Origin of the sequence: Limnohabitans sp. (assembly GCF_040401495.1) — a bacterium.
Lineage (GTDB): Bacteria > Pseudomonadota > Gammaproteobacteria > Burkholderiales > Burkholderiaceae_C > Limnohabitans.
Genome location: NZ_JBBAOI010000004.1, coordinates 48,654 through 67,128, shown reverse-complemented (window position 1 = coordinate 67,128; position 18,475 = coordinate 48,654). Strand labels below are relative to the sequence as shown.

At 52.5% G+C, this 18,475-nt stretch carries 19 protein-coding genes and 1 pseudogene; 14 read left to right on the top strand and 6 right to left on the bottom strand.

What is annotated here, in order from left to right:
• Positions 1-32: 32 nt before the first annotated feature.
• The gene (locus AC9UEO_RS04405; RefSeq protein ID WP_509530385.1) at positions 33-1,040 is read right to left on the bottom strand and encodes an alpha/beta fold hydrolase; all 1,008 of its coding nucleotides are present in this window, start codon (positions 1,038-1,040) and stop codon (positions 33-35) included.
• 97 nt (positions 1,041-1,137) lie between these two features.
• Entirely contained in the window at positions 1,138-2,430 is a 1,293-nt protein-coding gene (locus AC9UEO_RS04400) for a purine-cytosine permease family protein (protein ID WP_509530382.1), read from the bottom strand.
• Between the two features lie 496 nt (positions 2,431-2,926).
• On the opposite strand from AC9UEO_RS04400, the gene ureA reads away from it, so the two are divergent.
• From ureA to AC9UEO_RS04345, 11 genes and pseudogenes are all read left to right on the top strand, one after another.
• A complete protein-coding gene (ureA, locus tag AC9UEO_RS04395; RefSeq protein ID WP_482797324.1) occupies positions 2,927-3,229 on the top strand; it encodes an urease subunit gamma in 303 nt (100 codons plus the stop codon).
• Positions 3,230-3,272: 43 nt separating this feature from the next.
• Positions 3,273-3,434, top strand: coding sequence for a hypothetical protein (locus AC9UEO_RS04390; protein WP_509530380.1), 162 nt, complete (start codon positions 3,273-3,275; stop codon positions 3,432-3,434).
• The gene (locus AC9UEO_RS04385) at positions 3,431-3,760 is read left to right on the top strand and encodes an urease subunit beta (RefSeq protein ID WP_509530377.1); all 330 of its coding nucleotides are present in this window, start codon (positions 3,431-3,433) and stop codon (positions 3,758-3,760) included. The genes AC9UEO_RS04390 and AC9UEO_RS04385 overlap by 4 nt, the downstream gene beginning before the upstream one ends.
• The gene (ureC, locus tag AC9UEO_RS04380; protein WP_509530374.1) at positions 3,760-5,529 is read left to right on the top strand and encodes an urease subunit alpha; all 1,770 of its coding nucleotides are present in this window, start codon (positions 3,760-3,762) and stop codon (positions 5,527-5,529) included. Before AC9UEO_RS04385 ends, ureC begins: the two co-directional genes overlap by 1 nt.
• Positions 5,530-5,591: 62 nt before the next feature.
• On the top strand, positions 5,592-5,894 hold the full coding sequence (locus tag AC9UEO_RS04375) for a CopG family ribbon-helix-helix protein (RefSeq protein WP_509530371.1): 303 nt from the start codon (positions 5,592-5,594) through the stop codon (positions 5,892-5,894).
• Positions 5,891-6,181: a type II toxin-antitoxin system RelE/ParE family toxin gene (locus AC9UEO_RS04370; RefSeq protein ID WP_509530368.1), complete on the top strand. Its 291-nt coding sequence runs from the start codon at positions 5,891-5,893 to the stop codon at positions 6,179-6,181. The genes AC9UEO_RS04375 and AC9UEO_RS04370 overlap by 4 nt, the downstream gene beginning before the upstream one ends.
• A 5-nt stretch (positions 6,182-6,186) precedes the next feature.
• Positions 6,187-6,693 (top strand): annotated as a pseudogene (gene ureE / locus AC9UEO_RS04365) (urease accessory protein UreE); the annotation flags it as partial.
• A gap of 3 nt (positions 6,694-6,696) precedes the next feature.
• Positions 6,697-7,380 (top strand): urease accessory protein UreF, encoded by a 684-nt coding sequence (locus AC9UEO_RS04360; protein WP_509530366.1) that lies wholly within the window; start codon positions 6,697-6,699, stop codon positions 7,378-7,380.
• On the top strand, positions 7,377-8,036 hold the full coding sequence (gene ureG / locus AC9UEO_RS04355; protein ID WP_509530363.1) for an urease accessory protein UreG: 660 nt from the start codon (positions 7,377-7,379) through the stop codon (positions 8,034-8,036). Before AC9UEO_RS04360 ends, ureG begins: the two co-directional genes overlap by 4 nt.
• Entirely contained in the window at positions 8,033-9,394 is a 1,362-nt protein-coding gene (locus AC9UEO_RS04350) for a PQQ-dependent sugar dehydrogenase (protein WP_509530361.1), read from the top strand. The genes ureG and AC9UEO_RS04350 overlap by 4 nt, the downstream gene beginning before the upstream one ends.
• On the top strand, positions 9,391-10,398 hold the full coding sequence (locus AC9UEO_RS04345; RefSeq protein WP_509530359.1) for an alpha/beta fold hydrolase: 1,008 nt from the start codon (positions 9,391-9,393) through the stop codon (positions 10,396-10,398). The genes AC9UEO_RS04350 and AC9UEO_RS04345 overlap by 4 nt, the downstream gene beginning before the upstream one ends.
• Position 10,399: 1 nt before the next feature.
• On the opposite strand, the gene AC9UEO_RS04340 is transcribed toward AC9UEO_RS04345, so the two are convergent.
• The 4 genes from AC9UEO_RS04340 to AC9UEO_RS04325 are packed head-to-tail and all read right to left on the bottom strand — an operon-like array spanning position 10,400 to position 16,218.
• Positions 10,400-11,080, bottom strand: a complete 681-nt coding sequence (locus tag AC9UEO_RS04340; RefSeq protein ID WP_509530357.1) for an SDR family oxidoreductase — start codon at positions 11,078-11,080, stop codon at positions 10,400-10,402.
• 9 nt (positions 11,081-11,089) lie between these two features.
• The gene (locus AC9UEO_RS04335) at positions 11,090-11,425 is read right to left on the bottom strand and encodes a DUF6172 family protein (RefSeq protein WP_509530355.1); all 336 of its coding nucleotides are present in this window, start codon (positions 11,423-11,425) and stop codon (positions 11,090-11,092) included.
• A 7-nt stretch (positions 11,426-11,432) separates the two neighbouring features.
• Complete coding sequence (locus AC9UEO_RS04330; RefSeq protein WP_509530644.1) at positions 11,433-12,578, bottom strand: methyltransferase; 1,146 nt, start codon at positions 12,576-12,578, stop codon at positions 11,433-11,435.
• Positions 12,550-16,218: a hydantoinase B/oxoprolinase family protein gene (locus AC9UEO_RS04325; protein WP_509530353.1), complete on the bottom strand. Its 3,669-nt coding sequence runs from the start codon at positions 16,216-16,218 to the stop codon at positions 12,550-12,552. The genes AC9UEO_RS04330 and AC9UEO_RS04325 overlap by 29 nt, the downstream gene beginning before the upstream one ends.
• An 89-nt stretch (positions 16,219-16,307) precedes the next feature.
• Between AC9UEO_RS04325 and crcB the strand changes: the two genes are divergently transcribed.
• The 3 genes from crcB to AC9UEO_RS04310 are packed head-to-tail and all read left to right on the top strand — an operon-like array spanning position 16,308 to position 18,466.
• Positions 16,308-16,685: a fluoride efflux transporter CrcB gene (crcB, locus tag AC9UEO_RS04320; protein ID WP_509530351.1), complete on the top strand. Its 378-nt coding sequence runs from the start codon at positions 16,308-16,310 to the stop codon at positions 16,683-16,685.
• Positions 16,686-16,722: 37 nt separating this feature from the next.
• Positions 16,723-17,820 (top strand): helix-turn-helix domain-containing protein, encoded by a 1,098-nt coding sequence (locus AC9UEO_RS04315; protein WP_509530349.1) that lies wholly within the window; start codon positions 16,723-16,725, stop codon positions 17,818-17,820.
• A gap of 43 nt (positions 17,821-17,863) precedes the next feature.
• Positions 17,864-18,466: a TRAP transporter small permease subunit gene (locus AC9UEO_RS04310; RefSeq protein ID WP_509530347.1), complete on the top strand. Its 603-nt coding sequence runs from the start codon at positions 17,864-17,866 to the stop codon at positions 18,464-18,466.
• The last annotated feature ends 9 nt before the right edge of the window (positions 18,467-18,475 follow it).

Sequence of the window (18,475 nt, the reverse complement as noted above, 5' to 3'; positions counted from 1 at the left end):
CGAAAAAAACTATCCCATAAAGCCACATTACCTCATGAAGCAAGCAATTTTTTGATTTGCTGGTCGATGAATGCTGTATCTACGGGGTTGGCACCGCCTCCCGCAAAATGTCCCCACACACCTGGGATAGGAATGCACACAGCGTTTGGCATATGCTTGACTTCATGCTCGTTATCTACCACTGGGAAATACAAATCCATCTCCCCTGGCATCACCACAGCTTTGGCTTTGATCGCGCCCAATGCTTTCTTAAAGTCACCTTTGTAAAGCGGGTTATCGCTGATGTCACCGTGCTGCCAAGTCCACAGCATCGCTAATAAATTGTTGGCGTCACGACGCAGAAAAAAACCTTCCCAGAAACCAATCAAAAAATCTTCCAATGAAGAAAAGCCAAGTCCGCGCCACAGTTCCTGCATATAAAAAGGCTGAGACAAGCCCCAGCCTGCATAAACCCGACCTACTGCCCGCAAACCTTTGCTCGGCGGTGTGCTGTACCAACCATTGTTCCAAGCAGCGTCTGCGCTCAGCGCCACTCGAACACCTTCGAGAAAGACAAAATTGTGCGGCGCAGTTTTGGCTGACCCGCAAAACGGTGCGATACGTTCAACCATATCGGGAAACAAGCAGCCCCATTGATTGGTTTGCTGCGCGCCCATAGACCAGCCCACAACCAGTTTGATTTTTTTGATACCGAATTTTTCAGTGACCAGTCGATGCTGCAACATCACGTTGTCATACAAAGTGACAGACGGAAATCGTGACAGGTTGTAAGGCTCAGGCATATTGCTGGGAGACGAAGACAAACCATTTCCCAACATATTGGGAACGATGATGAAATAGTGATCAGGGTCCAAGGCCATGCCTTTGCCTATCAGCCACTCGTTATCAGTGTGCTGGCCTGAATACCAAGTTGGATAAACAATCACATTGCTTTTATCGGCATTTAGTTTGCCGTATGTTTTGTAAGCCAGATGTGCGTCGCGCAATGTTGCCCCGTGCTGCAACACAACATTACCCAGCTGAAAAATCTCGTGGTCCATATTTCCCCCATTACCTGTTTTAGCTAAAAGTGACTCTTGTGCCCCACGCGTTGAGGACACAAGAGTCGGTTAGTAGCAGCTTTGCACTGCCTCAATTTCAGGTGTCAGACTTTGCAGTGCCGCTAGAGATCACCCAGTATGCAATTGCACCTGCGATGAATGCAGACAAGGCCGTTGACAGATGCGGGTAATTTTTTTCAACCAGCAATGCAATAGCAGAGCCTATAGCCCAGGCGACCAATGCAGTGACTCGCCACTCTTCATGCTCCTCAGTACCAGGACGCAGCAGATACAAATCCACCAAAATAATCGCGCCAATTGGTGGCACCACGACGCCCAGCAATGAAAGCCAAGGAATAAACAGCGCCCATACATTGGCTGCAGCAATCACGATACCGACTACCGCGAGAGCAACAGCTGCAATACGCATCTTTCCATTGGATATACGCGACCAACCAACAGCTGAGTTGTAGAGGCAATGTGAGCAAACAGAGCCAAGATTAAACAACAGGAAAGCAAATGCGATCACCGATAACAAGGGTGAATGTTGCGCCAGCATGTAGCCAAACATATTGTCGCTACCAAAAGGTTGAGGGTCAGGCAAAGCCAGAGCAGCTGTCATCACACCACCAACCAGCATGGCAAACATATTGGCAAATGGAAATGCTGAGAAAGTAGCAATCAATGAACCTTTGGTGTCTTGCGCCCAACGGTTGAAGTCAGGGGTGACCGTTCCCGCATCAATGAACAAGGCCAACACAATGGTCAGGCCAATGCCAAATGCCATAGAGGCGTCAGGTTTTGTGCCTGCATATGCAATGACTGCATCCCAACCAGAGACCGAGGCAGCATCAAGTGCCACCCAGCCACCCAGCACCACGAACAAAGGCACAGAAATCAAACCTATCCAATGCAATCCTCGAATACCAATAAAGGTAATACCCAGATAAAGCAAACCGGCTATCACAGTCATTGTCAAATAATCCACCGCAAATGACGTGTGAATCAGGTTGCCAGTGATGCCTGTTTGCACTGCATACCAACCCAATAACAGCGTTGATAACAAAGCAGATGCAATGGTCGCTCCTTTTTTGCCAAATACGATGGAGGCCAGCAATGCAAAGTTCAGCCCCCTGGTTGTACCCAAAACGCCGAGTGATCCGACGTAGGCCAACATCATGACATTGCCAATCAACATGGCCCAGAAAGCACGCATGAAACCCATGTTAGCCACCAGAATTGAGCCTGTCATGGCACCGGTAATGATCATGGGAAAACCAACCCACACGGTAGCTACCGAAAAAGTGCTTCTGCGTGCACTCATGGGTACGGGTGTGTGTTCGTATTCCTCTCCAAGAACATCTTCGTGTATCAATTCGTTGTTACTCATTTACAGTCTCCAGTAGAAGGTATTGCACTTACACAGACACTGCTTTGTTGAATAAATACAAAGCCAGTGATCCAGGATGAATACGAGCGCAAAACTTCTGCGGAAGTAAATCAACCAGAAAACAAAAAGCTCCACGGCATTGGCACGCCTATGGAGCTTTATTGCACCTGACAAATCCCAGCGGTATCGGCAGAATTTGTTTTTGACTTTTTTCAATGTAACGTTTAGCGCTTACTTGGTAACGGGTACATACCCCTTTAAATGGATATTATTTTTTGAATCAACTTGAGTCGAAATGGTACCTAGGTACTCTTTTCGAAATGATTGGTTTCATATTGCAAGCCAAGAGACCCAACAACGATGCGCACCAAAAATGCGCAAGCCTTGACAATTCAGGCACAGCAACGGTGCAATAAAAAGGCTTTCATCTGCTTGTGGCTTGGTTCAGAATTTGCGTCAATAATTGGCTTAATCAATTGACTATTCAAAATCAGACATGGAACTCACCCCCCGAGAAAAAGACAAGCTACTGATCTTCACCGCCGGTTTGCTGGCCGAGCGCCGCAAAGCCCGCGGCTTGAAACTCAACTACCCCGAAGCCGTGGCTTTCATCAGCGCTGCCGTCATGGAAGGCGCACGCGACGGCAAGACCGTGGCCCAACTCATGAGCGAAGGGCGCACCCTGCTCACTCGCGCCGACGTGATGGACGGGATTGCCGAGATGATTCCCGACATCCAAGTCGAAGCCACTTTCCCCGACGGAACCAAACTGGTGACCGTGCACCAACCGATTGTTTGATCAACATCACCCCCCTAAAAAACATTGCTTGGAGGCAATCCCCATGAAAAAGCTTTTTTTGTTGTCAGCGGCCAGCTTGAGCGGCTTTGCCCATGCCCATGAAGGACATGGCTTGGGCGGGTCGCATTGGCACCCCACCGATGCCTTGGGCTTTATTGCGGTGCTGGTGATGGTGGCCGCCGTGTGGTGGGCGGGCCGCAAATGAGCCAACGCTTCATCCCAGGTGAGTTGTTCACCGACCCTGGTCACCACCAACTCAACACCGGCAGGCGCACCCACAGCTTGGTGGTGAAGAACAGCGGTGACCGCCCCATACAAGTGGGCTCGCATTACCACTTTGCCGAAACCAATACGGGCTTGTTGTTTGACCGCGCTGCTGCCCGCGGTATGCGCCTGAACATTGCGTCTGGCACTGCCGTGCGCTTTGAACCTGGGCAAGAGCGCACCGTGGAATTGGTGGACTATGCAGGCACACGCGAGGTCTATGGTTTTCGCGGCGAGGTGCAAGGCGCGTTGAAAGGGGGCGCGTGATGGCGCAAATAGAAAAACGGGCCTATGCCGAAATGTTTGGTCCCACCGTGGGCGACCGCCTGCGCTTGACCGACACCGACCTCGTCATTGAAGTCGAGCAAGACTTCACCTTGCGGGCTGGCAGCTATGGCGAAGAGGTGAAGTTTGGTGGCGGCAAAACCATACGCGACGGCATGGCGCAAAGCCAGCGCACCCGCAATGGCCCTGTGGGCACAGGCGCCCAAGCCGGTGGTGCGGTGGACTGTGTGTTGACCAACGCGCTCATCGTCGACCACTGGGGCATTGTCAAAGCCGACATCGGCATCAAGAACTCCCGCATCGCTGCCATTGGCAAAGCCGGCAACCCCGATACCCAACCGGGTGTGGACATCGTCATCGGGCCGGGCACGGAGATCATTTCCTGCGAAGGCATGATCGTCACCGCCGGTGCCATCGACACCCACATCCACTTCATCGCGCCCCAGCAAATCGAGGAAGCCTTGGCCAGTGGCGTGACCACCATGCTCGGCGGCGGCACGGGGCCGGCCACTGGCACTTTTGCCACCACCTGCACCCCAGGGCCTTGGAACATCGAGCGCATGTTGCAAGCGGCGGATGCCTTTCCCATGAATCTGGGCTTTTTGGGCAAGGGCAATGCCTCGTTGCCAGATTCATTGACCGAGCAAATCAACGCGGGAGCGATCGGCCTGAAGTTGCACGAAGACTGGGGCACCACGCCTGCAGCGATTGACAACTGCTTGAACGTGGCCGAAGCCACCGACACCCAAGTGGCCATACACACCGACACACTCAACGAGTCGGGCTTTGTGGAAGACACGGTGGCCGCGTTCAAGGGCCGCACCATCCACACCTTCCACACCGAAGGCGCAGGCGGTGGCCACGCCCCAGATATTTTGAAAGTGGTGGGCGAGGCCAATGTGCTGCCCTCCTCCACCAACCCCACGCGCCCCTACACCATCAACACACTGGACGAACACGTGGACATGCTGATGGTGTGCCACCACTTGGATGCCTCCATCGCCGAAGACTTGGCGTTTGCCGAGAGCCGCATCCGCAAAGAAACCATTGCTGCCGAAGACATCTTGCACGATCTCGGCGCGATCAGCATGTTTTCATCCGACTCGCAAGCCATGGGCCGCGTGGGCGAAGTCATCATGCGCTGCTGGCAGACCGCGCACAAAATGAAACAACAGCGTGGCAAATTGCCCGCCTTTGGCCCTGAGGGCTTGGTGGGCGACAACGATAGGCACGACAACGGCCGCGTCAAACGCTATGTGGCCAAGCTCGCCATCAACCCCGCCATTGCCCACGGTATTGGCCACGAGGTGGGCAGCATCGAAGTGGGCAAATGGGCCGACATCGTGTTGTGGAAGCCGGCTTTCTTTGGCGTCAAGCCCTTCATCATCATGAAGGGCGGCTTCATCGCCATGGCCGCCATGGGCGACCCCAATGCATCCATCCCCACGCCGCAACCGGTGCACTACCGCCCCATGTTTGGCGCCTTTGGCGGGGCATTGCACCGGGGCTCACTCAGCTTCGTGTCGCAAGCGGGGTTGGCCGGTGGCATTGGCGAACGCTACGGCCTGCACAAAACCTTGAGCGCGGTGAAAAACATCCGAGGCATTGGCAAACGCCACATGCTGCACAACGACTATGCGCCGCACATGGATGTGGACGCGCAAACCTACGCGGTGCGGGCCGATGGGCAACTGCTCACCTGCGAGCCCGCCAGCGTGCTGCCTATGGCGCAACGCTATTTCTTGTTTTGAACATTTTGTCCAAGGTATTACCGTGGTAGTATTTCAATTCACTTTATCAACGGAGTGCTGCCATGGCGACCCTGTCTGTCAAACTGCCTGATACCACCAAGTCCAAATTGCAAAAACTGGCCAAAGCCCAAGGTGTCACCGCCCATGCACTGATGGTTTCGGCCATTGAAACCGCCCTGAACAAGTCAGACCAACAAAGCAGCTTCATGCAAAAAGCCCTGGTGGCGCAGAAAAAGACTTTGAAGTCTGGCGAAGCTTTTGATGGCGATGCACTGAGTGCGTACTTGAAAGCAAAAGTCAGGGGTGAAAAAACCAAACGACCTGTCCCCGTTCAACTCAGATCCATCAAACCCGCGCAAGCATGACGCGTTGGTTGGTCAGCGAGGACGCCGCACAAGACTTGGAAGAATTGGTTGATTTTTTGCGCGCCCATCAAGCTGAGAACGCCGTTGAAACCATCGATTTGATATTGAATGCATTGACCATTTTGGAACAACACCCTGAAATAGGCCGCCTGGTGCAACACCACTTTCGCGAACTCATCATCTCCCGTGGCAAAACGGGGTATGTTGCGCTTTATGAATACGATGAAGCCAGCGATTTGGTTTTGGTACTGGCCATCCGACACCAGCGTGAGGCGGGATACCACTGAACACCATGATCCATTTCTCCAAACTCATTCGCCATGGCCACGGCTTGGCACCCGTGCTCTTGAAACGTGCATCGTCCATCACCTTAGACTGGGATGTGCGGCAAAAAAGCCGCTTCGAGTCCACCGACAGCGCGGGTCGGCAAGTGGGTGTTTTTTTGCAACGCGGCCAGGTGGTGCGCGGCGGTGATGTGCTGGTGGGGGAGGACGGCTCCCTTTTGAAAGTGCAGGCTGCGCCCCAAGCGGTGTTGCGCATCACCCATTGCACTGAACATGGCACACCGTTTGACCTGACCCGCGCCGCCTACCACTTGGGCAACCGCCATGTGCCCATTGAATTGCAGGCCGATCACTTGAAAATTGAGCCCGACCATGTGTTGGCCGATATGCTGCGGTCCATGCACTTGATCGTGCACGAGGTTCACGACAGCTTTGAGCCAGAAAACGGCGCTTATGGCGAGCATGGCGGTGGTCATCACCACCACGGCGATGGCCATGAACATGATCACGGGCATTAATTGGAATCTGACCCCCATTATTTATTGCGCTTGTTGCAACTGGCCTCGCCCGCTTTACCCGTGGGTGGCTTTTCTTACTCAGAAGGCATAGAAGCTGCGGTTGCGCATCAATGGGTACACGACGAAGCAACCGCACAATCGTGGCTGATTGACCATTTGCATTTGGTGCAGTCGCGCAGTGAGTTGCCTGTCATTGCCCATGCAATTCCTGCTTGGCAGCGTCACGACGCACTGCAGTTGAAACAACTCAATGACTGGGTGATGCAAACCCGTGAAACCTTTGAAATGCGCTTACAAACCGAACAGATGGGACGCTCTTTGTTGATTTGGTTGCGCAACCAAGTGGACGCAGAACCCTTGCGTATGAAAACCTGTGAAGCCCTTCCCCCTACGTGGCCTTTGGCATTTGCCCTCGCTCTGTCCACGCATGGCATTCCCATCCGACAAGGCTTGATGGCAGCCGCTTTTGGTTGGGCGGAAAATATGGTCCAAGCAGCCATCAAAGCAGTACCCTTGGGCCAACTGAGCGGTCAACGCATCTTGGCGTCTTTGGCCACTGAGATACCTTCAACAGTAGATCACGCCTTGCAAATGACTGCAGAAAACCGCCAAGCCTTTAGCCCGCGACTGGCCATTTTGTCAGCGCGCCACGAAACCCAATACTCAAGACTCTTTAGATCATGACCACACCGCTTCACCACATCCTTAACCGCAGCAAAAAACTTCCACCCCTGCGCGTGGGCATTGGGGGCCCCGTTGGCTCGGGCAAAACCACTTTGCTTGAAATGCTTTGCAAAGCCATGCGTGACAACTACGACCTCATCGCCATCACGAACGACATCTACACCAAAGAAGACCAACGACTGCTGACCATCAGCGGAGCACTTCCCGCGCAACGGATCATGGGCGTTGAAACAGGCGGTTGCCCGCACACAGCGATACGTGAAGATGCCTCTATCAACTTAGAAGCCATCGATCGGATGTTGGAAAAATTTCCAAATGCAGACATTGTTTTTGTAGAAAGTGGGGGCGACAATTTAGCTGCCACCTTCAGCCCAGAACTCAGCGACTTAACCATTTATGTGATTGACGTTGCAGCAGGTGAAAAAATTCCCCGCAAAGGTGGCCCAGGCATCACCAAGAGCGATTTGTTCATCATCAATAAAACTGACCTTGCGCCGCATGTGGGCGCAAACTTGGACATCATGCAATCAGACACAGAACGCATGCGAGCGAGTCCCCAAGGTGTCAAGCCTTTTGTCATGACTAACCTAAAAACACAAACTGGCCTTGCAGATGTGGTGAAATTCATCGAAACAAAAGGAATGTTGTTGTCATGATGTTTTATCGCTTATTTTCGTTAGCAGTTTTTGCGTCTCTCTTAACGTTGTCGGGGCTTTTTTCAGCGAGTGCGCAAACGCAAATCCCTAAGTTGCAATTGCAGTTGCTGGCCCAAGACCTGACAGCGCCTATCCACTTGGAGGAGCTACCCGATGGAAGCGGTCGCATGCTGGTGGTTCAACAAGATGGCTTGGTCAAAGTCATGTCGTCTGACGGAAAAGTGTTGCCCGAGCCGTTTTTAGACTTGCGAAGCCGCATGTTCACGCTTCAAAACGATTTTGAAGAGCGTGGTCTTTTAGGTTTTGCGCTGCATCCGCAGTTTGCCCGCAACGGGCGTTTTTTCATTTCCTATTCAGCGCCATTGCGTGACAGCGCACCCCAAAGTTGGAACCACACCCGCAAAATTTCAGAGTTCACCACCAAGCTGGGCAGTGTGTCGCCTGTTGATATCAACACCGAGCGCGTACTGATTGCGCAAGATTGGCCCAGCAGAAAACACAATGGCGGTGGTTTGGCTTTTGGGCCTGATGGCATGTTGTTCATTGGCATGGGCGACAGTGGCGCCTCCCACGGTTTTGGCAAATCGGTGATTTGGGAAGCCTTCAATGTGCCAGCCGATGGTTTGATTTGGGACCTGATGGCGCAAGACAAACATAGCTTGTACGGCAAAATTTTGCGCATCGATGTGGACCATGGCTACCCAGGTTATGCCATCCCCAATGGCAACCCTTTAAATGCTTCGCAAGGTAAGTCTGAAATTTGGGCATGGGGGTTTCGCAACCCTTACCGCATGGCATTCGATAAGAATGGCAGTGGCGACTTGTATGTGACCGCCATTGCTGAAACCCTTTGGGAAGCTGCATACCGCGTCAAGCGCCCTGGCAATTTCGGTTGGCCTTTGATGGAGGCCTCGCATTGCGTAGACCGCTTGCAACCGCGCAAACCCCCTGCACAGTGCGCCCGTCAAGGCGCTGGCGGAGAGCCTTTGCAAATGCCTGTGGTCGAGTACCCCAATATGCAGGTCAACCACCCTGACTCCTCACTCAACACCAAGGGTGTAGGAACTGCGTTGACCGGTGTGCGTATGTATCGCGGACCAGCCATTCCCTTGCTACAAGGCAAACTCGTGGTGGCCGATTGGAGCGCCTCTTTCAAACAAGCATCGGGGCAACTCTTTATCGCCGCGCCTCAAATGCAAGTTGACAAGCAATGGCCTTTGGAGAAAGTTGCTCAAATTGAAAGCCGCATCATCAGCTTGGCTGAAGACCGAAACGGTGAAATTTATGTCTTGACACATGAAGGCATGGGCCCGTTTGGTAACACAGGAAAAGTTTACAAACTGGTCTCTCAACCATGAAATGGCTTAGCCCTTGGCTTGCTGTTCTTGCCCTTGCTTGGTGCGGCTGCACCCAAGCCCAAGAACAAAGTTATGGAGCAATGCTAGAAGGGTTTGACTACCCATCCCCCGTGCAACTGTTTGCGTTCAAATCGCAGCAACTTGATATGCACATGGCTTATTTGGACATCAAACCAGAAAAACCCAATGGCCATGTGGCTGTTTTGTTGCATGGAAAAAACTTTTGCGCAGCCACTTGGAAATCGACCTACGAGGTATTGCAGAAATATGGTTTTCGCGTGATCGTCCCCGACCAAATTGGGTTTTGCAAATCCAGCAAGCCTGCGGCTTACCAATACAGCTTTCAACAGCTGGCCCATAACACCCATGCGTTGTTGAACTCGTTGGGGATGTCCCAAGCCACTGTGATCGGTCACTCCACAGGTGGCATGCTGGCTACACGATATGCGCTGATGTTTCCACAGTCGGTCAAACAACTGGTCATGGTCAACCCTATTGGCCTAGAAGACTGGAAGGCCATGGGCGTGCCAAGTCTCACCATTGACCAGTGGTACCAGCGTGAACTTCAAGTCACCGATGAGCGTATTCGCAACTATGAGCGCAGTACCTATTACGTGAATGAATGGAAACCTGAGTACGAACCTTGGGTGCAAATGATTGCGGGTATGTTTCGTGGACCAGACAAACAAACAGTGGCTTGGCATTCAGCCCTGCTCTACGACATGATCTTCAATCAACCCGTGGTCTACGAGTTCCCCTTACTGAAAGTTCCTACATTGCTGATGATGGGCGAAAAAGACAATACTGCCATAGGCAAGGACTTGGTATCCGCAGAGATCAAAGCACAAATGGGTTTGTACCCCGAGTTGGCAAGACGAACAGCCAAGGCCATTCCAGGTGCAAAATTGGTTCTCTTCCCCGATTTAGGACATGCGCCTCAAATGCAAAACCCTCAGCGCTTTCACACGGCCTTGGTGAACAGTTTGTTGGATTTGGAAAATTGATTCAGCGCTGAACCCAACCACCACAAACGGGAAACACCTGTCCAACAAAGCAATTCGCTTTGTCTGAGCAAAGATAAGCAGCAAATTCTGCGTCTTCTTCTGCTTTGACCAAACGCCCTAAAGGGACTTCACGTTGAAGTCGTTCTACAAACCGGGGATTGGCCTGAACCTCTGGTGGAAAGTAGGTAGGGTTTTCCACAAAATTTTGTGCAATCGCATTGACTTGGATATTCAAAGCGGCCAACTCCACACCCACGGCTTGCACCCAAGCCAGTTGAGCACCACGTGCCGCGCTGTAACTTGATGATCGCTTCATGCCGCGTAATGCACTGGCACTGCCCATGACCAAGAATTTTCCCCGCCCACGTGCCTTCATTTGCGGCACCACCTCGCGTAACAACCTAGGCAATGGGTGAACCATCACATCAAACACCTGCGACCATTCAGCGTCTTGCACCTCTGTAGCCAAGGTCGAGGGCGCAGTCATCGCCAAATTGGCGACCAAGACATCGATATGCCCATGGCTTTGCACCAGTTCTCGCGGAGCATGCAGGTGGTTCAGTTCTCTGCTGTCGGCCAACACAGTCGCTCCATGGGAAGAAAGCACTTGGCATAAAGCAGGGCCCATGAAATCTTGTGCTTGGGTGACAACAATTCTTAAACCTTGCAACAAGTGACTCATAGGCAGCACCTATTCGGGTAAATGGTCTTGAAGATGCTCAGCCACCAAAGGGATGAGGTCTGGCTTGGGGGCACGCTTGCCGTGCTTAGCAAGAATTTCAATGTAAATAGACGTCGCCTGTGCTTTGGCCAGTGCGTCAATGGCCGCAACCAAAGCAGCCACATGAACCACTTCAGCATCGGCGGCTTGTAATCCGCACTTGCAGTCAAAGTCCCAAAAATCGACTCCTTCAGGTAAATCTCGCCTGCGCTCACGTTTGAGGTATTTGCGTACATCGTGTTTCACCGCATCAAGCACCCGATCAGGGTGACGGCCATCTATGTGCAGAGGGAAATTTTTTCGCATGATCAGATTATGCGGCCCGCGCACCCAATCGCCACAATGACGTCACCTCTTGCTTTCGAGCCGTATGCAAAGCGTCCTCACTGTCTTGCACTTTAGCGTGACGTGGTCGAATATCTTCTCGTCCAAGTACTTGCAAGCCTCCTGCTTCTATCCATTGCAGCAACTGCTCTCGAGAGCGTAGCTGCAAATGTTCAGCCAAGTCTGACACGACTAACCAAGCTTCACCGGCTGGAGCCAAATGCGCCGATACGCCCGCTAAAAAAGTTCGCACCATCTGGCTGTCAGGGTCATAAATGGCTTGCTCCAGCAAAGAAGTGGCTTTGCCTGGCAACCAAGGCGGATTGCACACAATCAAATTCGCTTTTCCCTGGGGAAACACATCAGTCATTTGGAACTGCACCCGTGAAGACAGGGCTAAGCGCTGCAAATTGTCTTGTGCACAGCTTAGTGCGATATCACTGTTGTCCGTGGCGATGACGTGTTTGACACCGCGCATCAGCAACAAGGCCGCAATCACACCTGTACCAGTTCCTATATCAAAAGCCAGTGCAGTAGAAGGCAAAGGTGTCTTTGCAATCAGATCAAGGTACTCACTTCGAACGGGAGAAAATACCCCATACCGCGGATGAATGACGAACCCTTCCTCACTCAACGTATTGACAGTGATGCCTTTGCGGTGCCACTCGTAGGCGCTCACAATACCTAGCAACTCTCTCAGCGACAGCACCCGAGCTTGTCCAATCGCCTCGCCCCATGCAATGCGCAATGCCTCACTTACATCAGGTGCGCGACGCAAAGCAATACGGTAGTCGCCCTCCACTTGCAACACCAGCATAGACAAAATACGAGCACGCTGCGCTTGCGCCATGCGGTAAGCATGAAAGGCTTGAGGCATACCAAGGCTAGCTGCTTTGCCATCGGGTGAGCGGCTCACGCGGCGCGTCAAAGCTTGAAGCAATTGACGTGCTTGCTGAAAGTCACCTTGCCAAAACAGGGCTGTACCTGCGCAAGCCAAGCGATAAGCGGTATCGGCGCTGCAATTGTCATTGACCATTTCAAAACGCTTGGGCACGCAAGCACCGCTGGCCGAGTACCAGTGTTCTTTCAATACATTTACATCAGCGTCAAGTGCCAAGGTATGCGCCGCCCCCAGGGGTATGGATTTCAAACACATCCCCCACTTGCATTTGTACTTGGTCGATATGCCCCAGTATGAGCACTTCACCATTAGCCCTGACGACTCTATTCACCCCAGGCAAACCAGCCGGCCCACCTGCCAAACCAAACGCAGGGTAAATACGACCATTGGACAAAATACCTGCAGTCATCGGCTCTAAAAACTCAATTCGACGAATACCGCCTTCACCGCCTTGGTACTTGCCCCTTCCCCCCGAACCTTGCCGCAAACTGTAGGACAGCAAACGCACAGGAAAGCGAAATTCCAACACTTCTGGATCTGTCAAACGAGAATTCGTCATGTGGGTTTGCACCACATCGGTTCCCTTGAAACCACCCACCACCTCACCGCTGCTGTTGAACACTGGGCCTGCGCCACTTCCACCTGAAATGGTTTCGTAGTATTGGTAAGTGGCGTTACCAAATGTGAAATTATTCATGGTGGGTTGGCTGCCCGCCATCACACCCAAAGCACCATACAAGGCATTGGTAATGCAAGTGGAGGTCTCGACATTACCCGCCACCACCGAGGCAGGTGGCAAGGGGTTGAGCATGGAGCCCTCAGGGATGATGACTTTGATAGGTTTTAAACATCCAGCATTCAAAGGGATATCGTCTTCCACCAAGGTGCGAAATACATAAAGCACTGCTGCCATACACACGGCACGAGGGGCATTGAAATTATTGCTTTGTTGCGCTGAAGTACCCGTGAAGTCAACGACAGCGCTGCGGGTTTTGGCGTCAATGCTCACGCTGACCTTAATGCAAGCGCCATTGTCTAGGGGGAAGTCAAAGCTGTGGCGGGTCACGTCCCCAAAACGCTTTGCCAAACGGGTAATGGCCCGTCTGACAGATTCTTCTGCGTTGTCTTGCACATGCTGCATATAGGCTTGCACAGTGGGCAATCCGTAATGCGCCACCATACGGCGCAACTCTTGCGCCCCTTTTTCATTCGCTGCAATTTGGGCTTTCAAGTCCGCCATGTTTTGTGCAGGGTTGCGGCTAGGGTAAGTTCCACTTTGCAGCAAAGCCAACATCTGCGCCTCATGCAGAACGCCCTTTTCCACCAGTTTGAAATTTTGGATTTGCACACCCTCTTCGTCGATGGTGGTGGAAAACGGTGGCATGGAGCCTGGAGACACACCACCAATGTCTGCATGGTGGCCGCGAGAACCCACATAAAAATTGGGCTCAAGCGCATCGCCCAAGTAAACCGGCGTGATGACGGTCACATCAGGCAAATGGGTTCCACCATGGTAAGGGTCGTTCAAGACATACACATCGCCGGCTTGCATACAACCTGCGTTATCTCGAATCACGGTCTTGATGCTCTCTCCCATGGAGCCCAAATGAACAGGCATGTGCGGCGCATTGGCAATCAACTCACCTTGTAGATTGAATATGGCACATGAAAAATCAAGACGCTCTTTGATATTCACCGAATGCGCCGTGTTTTGCAACTGCAAGCCCATTTGCTCTGCGATATTCATGAACAAGTTATTAAAGACCTCTAATTGGATGGGATCCACCGACGTGCCAGCGGCATGTAATGCTTTGCGCGCAGTGATGCGCTGCAATACCAAGTGGTTAAGAGCCGTCAACTTGGCTTGCCAGCCGGGTTCAATCACTGTGGTGGCATGTCGCTCGACAACCACCGCCGGGCCAACCACGCTGTCGCCGGCTTGCATGTCTTCTCGGCGAATCAAGGCCGCTTCTTGCCAAGCGCCCTGCAAATACATTTTCGTATGCGTGTGAGGCTGCATATCTCGCAAAGGCGCCTGAGTGTGAACAGTTTCAGGCGTTTGCTCGCCTGCCAGTATCACTTCCACCGACACCGCCTCAACCACCAAGGCCTTATCTGGCATCACAAAAGCAAAGCGGCGCAAATACGCAGCCTCAAACGCGGCCTTCACCTCGACCACGCTACCCATAGCAACCACCAAAGGCGAATCACTGCCGGCATAGCGCAGATGCACCCGCTCATGGGTTTGCAAGTCACCGCCGCCTGTGATTTGTGAACGCAATGCCGCTTGCGCTTGCGTGGACAAATTGAACAAGGTGGTTTGTAAGTCAGGCCAAATGGACAATTGCAACATCTGCTCGATGGCTTGCTCTTTGATCAGGCTTTGCGAAGCTAAGCCCATGCCATAGGCAGACAACACACCAGCCATGGGGTGAATCAAAATTTTCGACATCCCCAGTGCATCTGCCACAGCGCAAGCGTGTTGTCCCCCTGCACCACCAAAACATTGCAAGGTATAGCCAGTGACGTCATAGCCACGCGCCACCGAAATTTTTTGCACTGCATGTGCCATTTGCTGAACAGCGATATGCACAAAACCTTCTGCGACTTCCTCTGGCGTTTTATGCGAGAGCTGCGCTAGATGCGCAAACCCTTGTTCCACCACTTGCGTATCCAAGGGTTGATTGCCCTCAGGGCCAAAAACCGCAGGAAAGTAGGCAGGCTGTAATTTACCCAACTGCAAATTAGCATCCGTAACCGTCAAGGGTCCACCCCGCCGGTAGCAAGCCGGCCCTGGGTCTGCACCCGCGCTTTGCGGCCCCACCCGAAAACGTGATCCGTCAAATTGCAACAGCGATCCGCCACCAGCAGCCACCGTGTGGATATGCAACATGGGAGCTCTTAAACGCACACCTGCGACCTGCGTATCAAACTCTCGCTCGAGTTCTCCAGCGTAATGGCTGACATCGGTGGAGGTGCCACCCATGTCAAAGCCAATAACTTGTGCTTTACCCTGTAGACCGTCTCCATGGGCAAAGGCAATGTCGGCGGTTTTGGCCATGCCCACGATGCCGCCAGCGGGCCCCGACAAAATCGCGTCTTTTCCTTGAAACGCTTGGGCGTCGACCAAGCCACCAGAAGACTGCATGAACAGCAACGGCACGCCAGGTAATTGCAACGCCAACTGATCCACATAGCGACGCAATATGGGCGACAAATACGCATCGACCACGGTGGTGTCACCGCGACTGACCATCTTCATCAGCGGGCTGGTTTGGTGCGAGGTACTGATTTGGGTAAAACCAGCGGCCTTGGCTAGAGCGGCCGCTTGTTGTTCATGCTCGCTGTAACGGTAGCCATGTAAAAACACTATCGCAACCGAACGCAAACCCTTATTAAAGGCGGCTGATAAGCCTAGCTGTAACGCGGCCTGATCCAGCACCTGAACTACCTCACCATGCGCTCCCATGCGTTCATCAGCCTCAACGACTTCGCTGTAAAGCATCTCGGGCAAGACGATATGTCTGTCAAACAACCGAGGGCGATTTTGGTAGGCAATGCGAAGCACATCGCGAAAACCTCGGGTGGTCACCAACAGCGTGGGCTCACCTTTGCGCTCGAGCAAGGCGTTGGTAGCCACGGTGGTGCCCATGCGTACGCAAGCTATTCGCTCAGCAGGCACGGTTTCTTGTACCTTCAATCCCAGTAACTCTCGAATCCCTTGCACCGCAGCATCAGAGTACAGCTGAGGGTTTTGACTCAGCAGTTTGTGGGTGTGCAACTTCCCTAGAGGGTCTCTCGCTACGATGTCAGTGAAGGTGCCGCCACGGTCAATCCAAAATTGCCAGCGTTGATCATGTTGATTAAATTGCATATGGAAAATTAAACCACGCTTTGCCTGTATCAACCTCTGTCAGCCCAACATAGATCGATAATGCTGGATTCGTATCAATAAAACACCTTATGAGTGCTGTCATCGCTATTTGTATTGGAGCCTGCGCTGGCGCTTTGGCTCGCTGGCAACTTGGGCTTTTGTTCAATGTTGGTGGCACGTTGCCTTGGGGGACGCTTTACGCTAACTTGATTGGCGGTTACCTCATTGGCGTGTGCGTTGCAGTGTTTCAGGCTTTGCCCGAACTTGACCCTGCGTGGCGGCTGTTGCTCATCACCGGTTTCTTGGGTGCACTCACCACTTTCTCCTCTTTCAGCGCTGAAGTGGTTGCCATGTTGATGCAGTCGCGTTTTATGCTGGCTTTGACGACCGCAGGTTTGCACTTGCTTGGCTCTTTGCTCTTAACGCTTGCGGGCATCAAGACGGTGGGTTTGCTGCTGCCTCGGTAAGCCCGCTGTCAGCCGCATACCACACAGTTCACACACCATGAACACTGAAGTGAGCACTCCTGACAGACTCGCATTGCTAGAGCAAGCAAGGCTTGCAGTGATGTTCAATGGCGAAATTGGAAGTCCTTCGGTGCCAGAGTGGATTTCACACAGTTGGCGTCGTTGTCTCGATCATGGTCTTCACCCTGACTACAGCGTTGCTTTTGATGCGGTTTCTGCCTCACAAATTACACGCACGCTCGAACTTCAACGTGATTTTGTTCAAGCCGCGCAACCCGAAATTGAGCGCTTGTGCCGCGCTATTGCAGGCACCTCTTTTTTTGCCCTGTTGACAGACGCCAAAGGCGTGGTTTTGGATGTAGGGGGCAGCTTTGACCGCCACGACAAAAGGGTGGATGCGATTGCGCGTGTCGGCGTAGATTTGTCTGAAGAGTCGGTTGGCACTTCAGCCATTTGCGCGGCATTGACTGAACTGCGGCCCGTTTGGCTGCACCGTGGCGAGCATTTTTTCCGAGACACCTCTGTCTACAGTTGCGCTGGCGCACCCATTTGGGGGCCACAAGGTGACTGTATCGGTATGCTTGACCTCACCGGCATCAATACCCCAGAGCGTCCAGAACTGATGCACTTGGCCGCACTGTCGGCTCGCACCATCGGCAATGCCTTGTTGCTTCGACATGAGCATGATTTGTTGTTGCGCTTGAACTGGCCTGGGCGTTTGATGGGCGCCGATAACGACGGCTTGGTCTTGCTCAGCAGCGAAGGCGAGGTACTCGGTGCCAATATCTTGGCACGTGAAATGTTAAATCTCTACCCTCAGCCTGGCAAACCCTTGCATGCCAGCGATGTCTTTGCCTTGCCGTGGACACTGTTGTTTGATGCCGCCTCAAAAGACCATTATTTGGATGTGCCTTTATGGAGCGGTCTGCATCTTCAAGCACGGGCTTTTGTGGAACAAAACTGTCAGCAAGCCCCGCACATCAGCGCCACAGGCCCTTTGCACCAATTGCAATCTGCCATGATTCGCAAAGCCATCGATTTGTCCCGAGGCAATGTGGCGCAGGCTGCCAAAGCCCTTGGTATCAGCAGGGCCACCCTTTACCGCAAGCTGTCACGAACGAGTCCCAAGCACTGAATCTTTGCACCTACAATCGCCCTTCGTTTTGAGGGAGACTGCCATGGGCGCACTGATGGGTTTTTCAAACGGCGTAGACCGTCTGAACACTTGGTTAAGCAAATACGTTATTTGGTTGATATTGATTGCGACACTGGTCAGCGCCATCAATGCCTTGGTGCGCAAAATCTTCAACACCAGTTCCAACGCGTTTTTAGAAATTCAATGGTATTTTTTCGCAGCCTCTTTTTTACTCGCTGCTGCCTATACCTTGCTCAACAATGAGCACGTCAAGATTGACGTTATTTATTCACGCTTTTCTAGACGCACCCAAACTCAAATTGATATCTTTGGTTTTGTCGTGTTTCTGCTGCCCATGTGCACAGCCATTTTGTGGTTTGGCGTTCCTTTCTTCTTGAAGGGCTTTATCAGCAATGAAATGTCTTCCAATGCCGGCGGTTTGATCCGCTGGCCGGTGTACGCCATGCTGCCCTTGGGTTTCGGTCTGCTTTGGTTGCAGGGCATGTCAGAACTCATCAAGCGAGTTGCGTTTTTACAAGGTCTGATTGAAGACCCTACCTTGAAAAAAGACGCGAAAAGCGCTGAAGAGCTTTTGGCAGAGGAAATTCGCAAATTGGCTCAAGCCAAAGCCCAACAACAAGCCTGAGACAAAGAG

What these genes read in the sequence shown, in the direction of transcription:
- AC9UEO_RS04405 (WP_509530385.1), bottom strand. Translation starts at nt 1,040, where the DNA reads ATGGACCACGAGATTTTTCAGCTGGGTAATGTTGTGTTGCAGCACGGG.
- AC9UEO_RS04400 (WP_509530382.1), bottom strand. Translation starts at nt 2,430, where the DNA reads ATGAGTAACAACGAATTGATACACGAAGATGTTCTTGGAGAGGAATAC.
- ureA (WP_482797324.1), top strand. Translation starts at nt 2,927, where the DNA reads ATGGAACTCACCCCCCGAGAAAAAGACAAGCTACTGATCTTCACCGCC.
- AC9UEO_RS04390 (WP_509530380.1), top strand. Translation starts at nt 3,273, where the DNA reads ATGAAAAAGCTTTTTTTGTTGTCAGCGGCCAGCTTGAGCGGCTTTGCC.
- AC9UEO_RS04385 (WP_509530377.1), top strand. Translation starts at nt 3,431, where the DNA reads ATGAGCCAACGCTTCATCCCAGGTGAGTTGTTCACCGACCCTGGTCAC.
- ureC (WP_509530374.1), top strand. Translation starts at nt 3,760, where the DNA reads ATGGCGCAAATAGAAAAACGGGCCTATGCCGAAATGTTTGGTCCCACC.
- AC9UEO_RS04375 (WP_509530371.1), top strand. Translation starts at nt 5,592, where the DNA reads ATGGCGACCCTGTCTGTCAAACTGCCTGATACCACCAAGTCCAAATTG.
- AC9UEO_RS04370 (WP_509530368.1), top strand. Translation starts at nt 5,891, where the DNA reads ATGACGCGTTGGTTGGTCAGCGAGGACGCCGCACAAGACTTGGAAGAA.
- ureG (WP_509530363.1), top strand. Translation starts at nt 7,377, where the DNA reads ATGACCACACCGCTTCACCACATCCTTAACCGCAGCAAAAAACTTCCA.
- AC9UEO_RS04350 (WP_509530361.1), top strand. Translation starts at nt 8,033, where the DNA reads ATGATGTTTTATCGCTTATTTTCGTTAGCAGTTTTTGCGTCTCTCTTA.
- AC9UEO_RS04345 (WP_509530359.1), top strand. Translation starts at nt 9,391, where the DNA reads ATGAAATGGCTTAGCCCTTGGCTTGCTGTTCTTGCCCTTGCTTGGTGC.
- AC9UEO_RS04340 (WP_509530357.1), bottom strand. Translation starts at nt 11,080, where the DNA reads ATGAGTCACTTGTTGCAAGGTTTAAGAATTGTTGTCACCCAAGCACAA.
- AC9UEO_RS04335 (WP_509530355.1), bottom strand. Translation starts at nt 11,425, where the DNA reads ATGCGAAAAAATTTCCCTCTGCACATAGATGGCCGTCACCCTGATCGG.
- AC9UEO_RS04325 (WP_509530353.1), bottom strand. Translation starts at nt 16,218, where the DNA reads ATGCAATTTAATCAACATGATCAACGCTGGCAATTTTGGATTGACCGT.
- crcB (WP_509530351.1), top strand. Translation starts at nt 16,308, where the DNA reads ATGAGTGCTGTCATCGCTATTTGTATTGGAGCCTGCGCTGGCGCTTTG.
- AC9UEO_RS04315 (WP_509530349.1), top strand. Translation starts at nt 16,723, where the DNA reads ATGAACACTGAAGTGAGCACTCCTGACAGACTCGCATTGCTAGAGCAA.
- AC9UEO_RS04310 (WP_509530347.1), top strand. Translation starts at nt 17,864, where the DNA reads ATGGGCGCACTGATGGGTTTTTCAAACGGCGTAGACCGTCTGAACACT.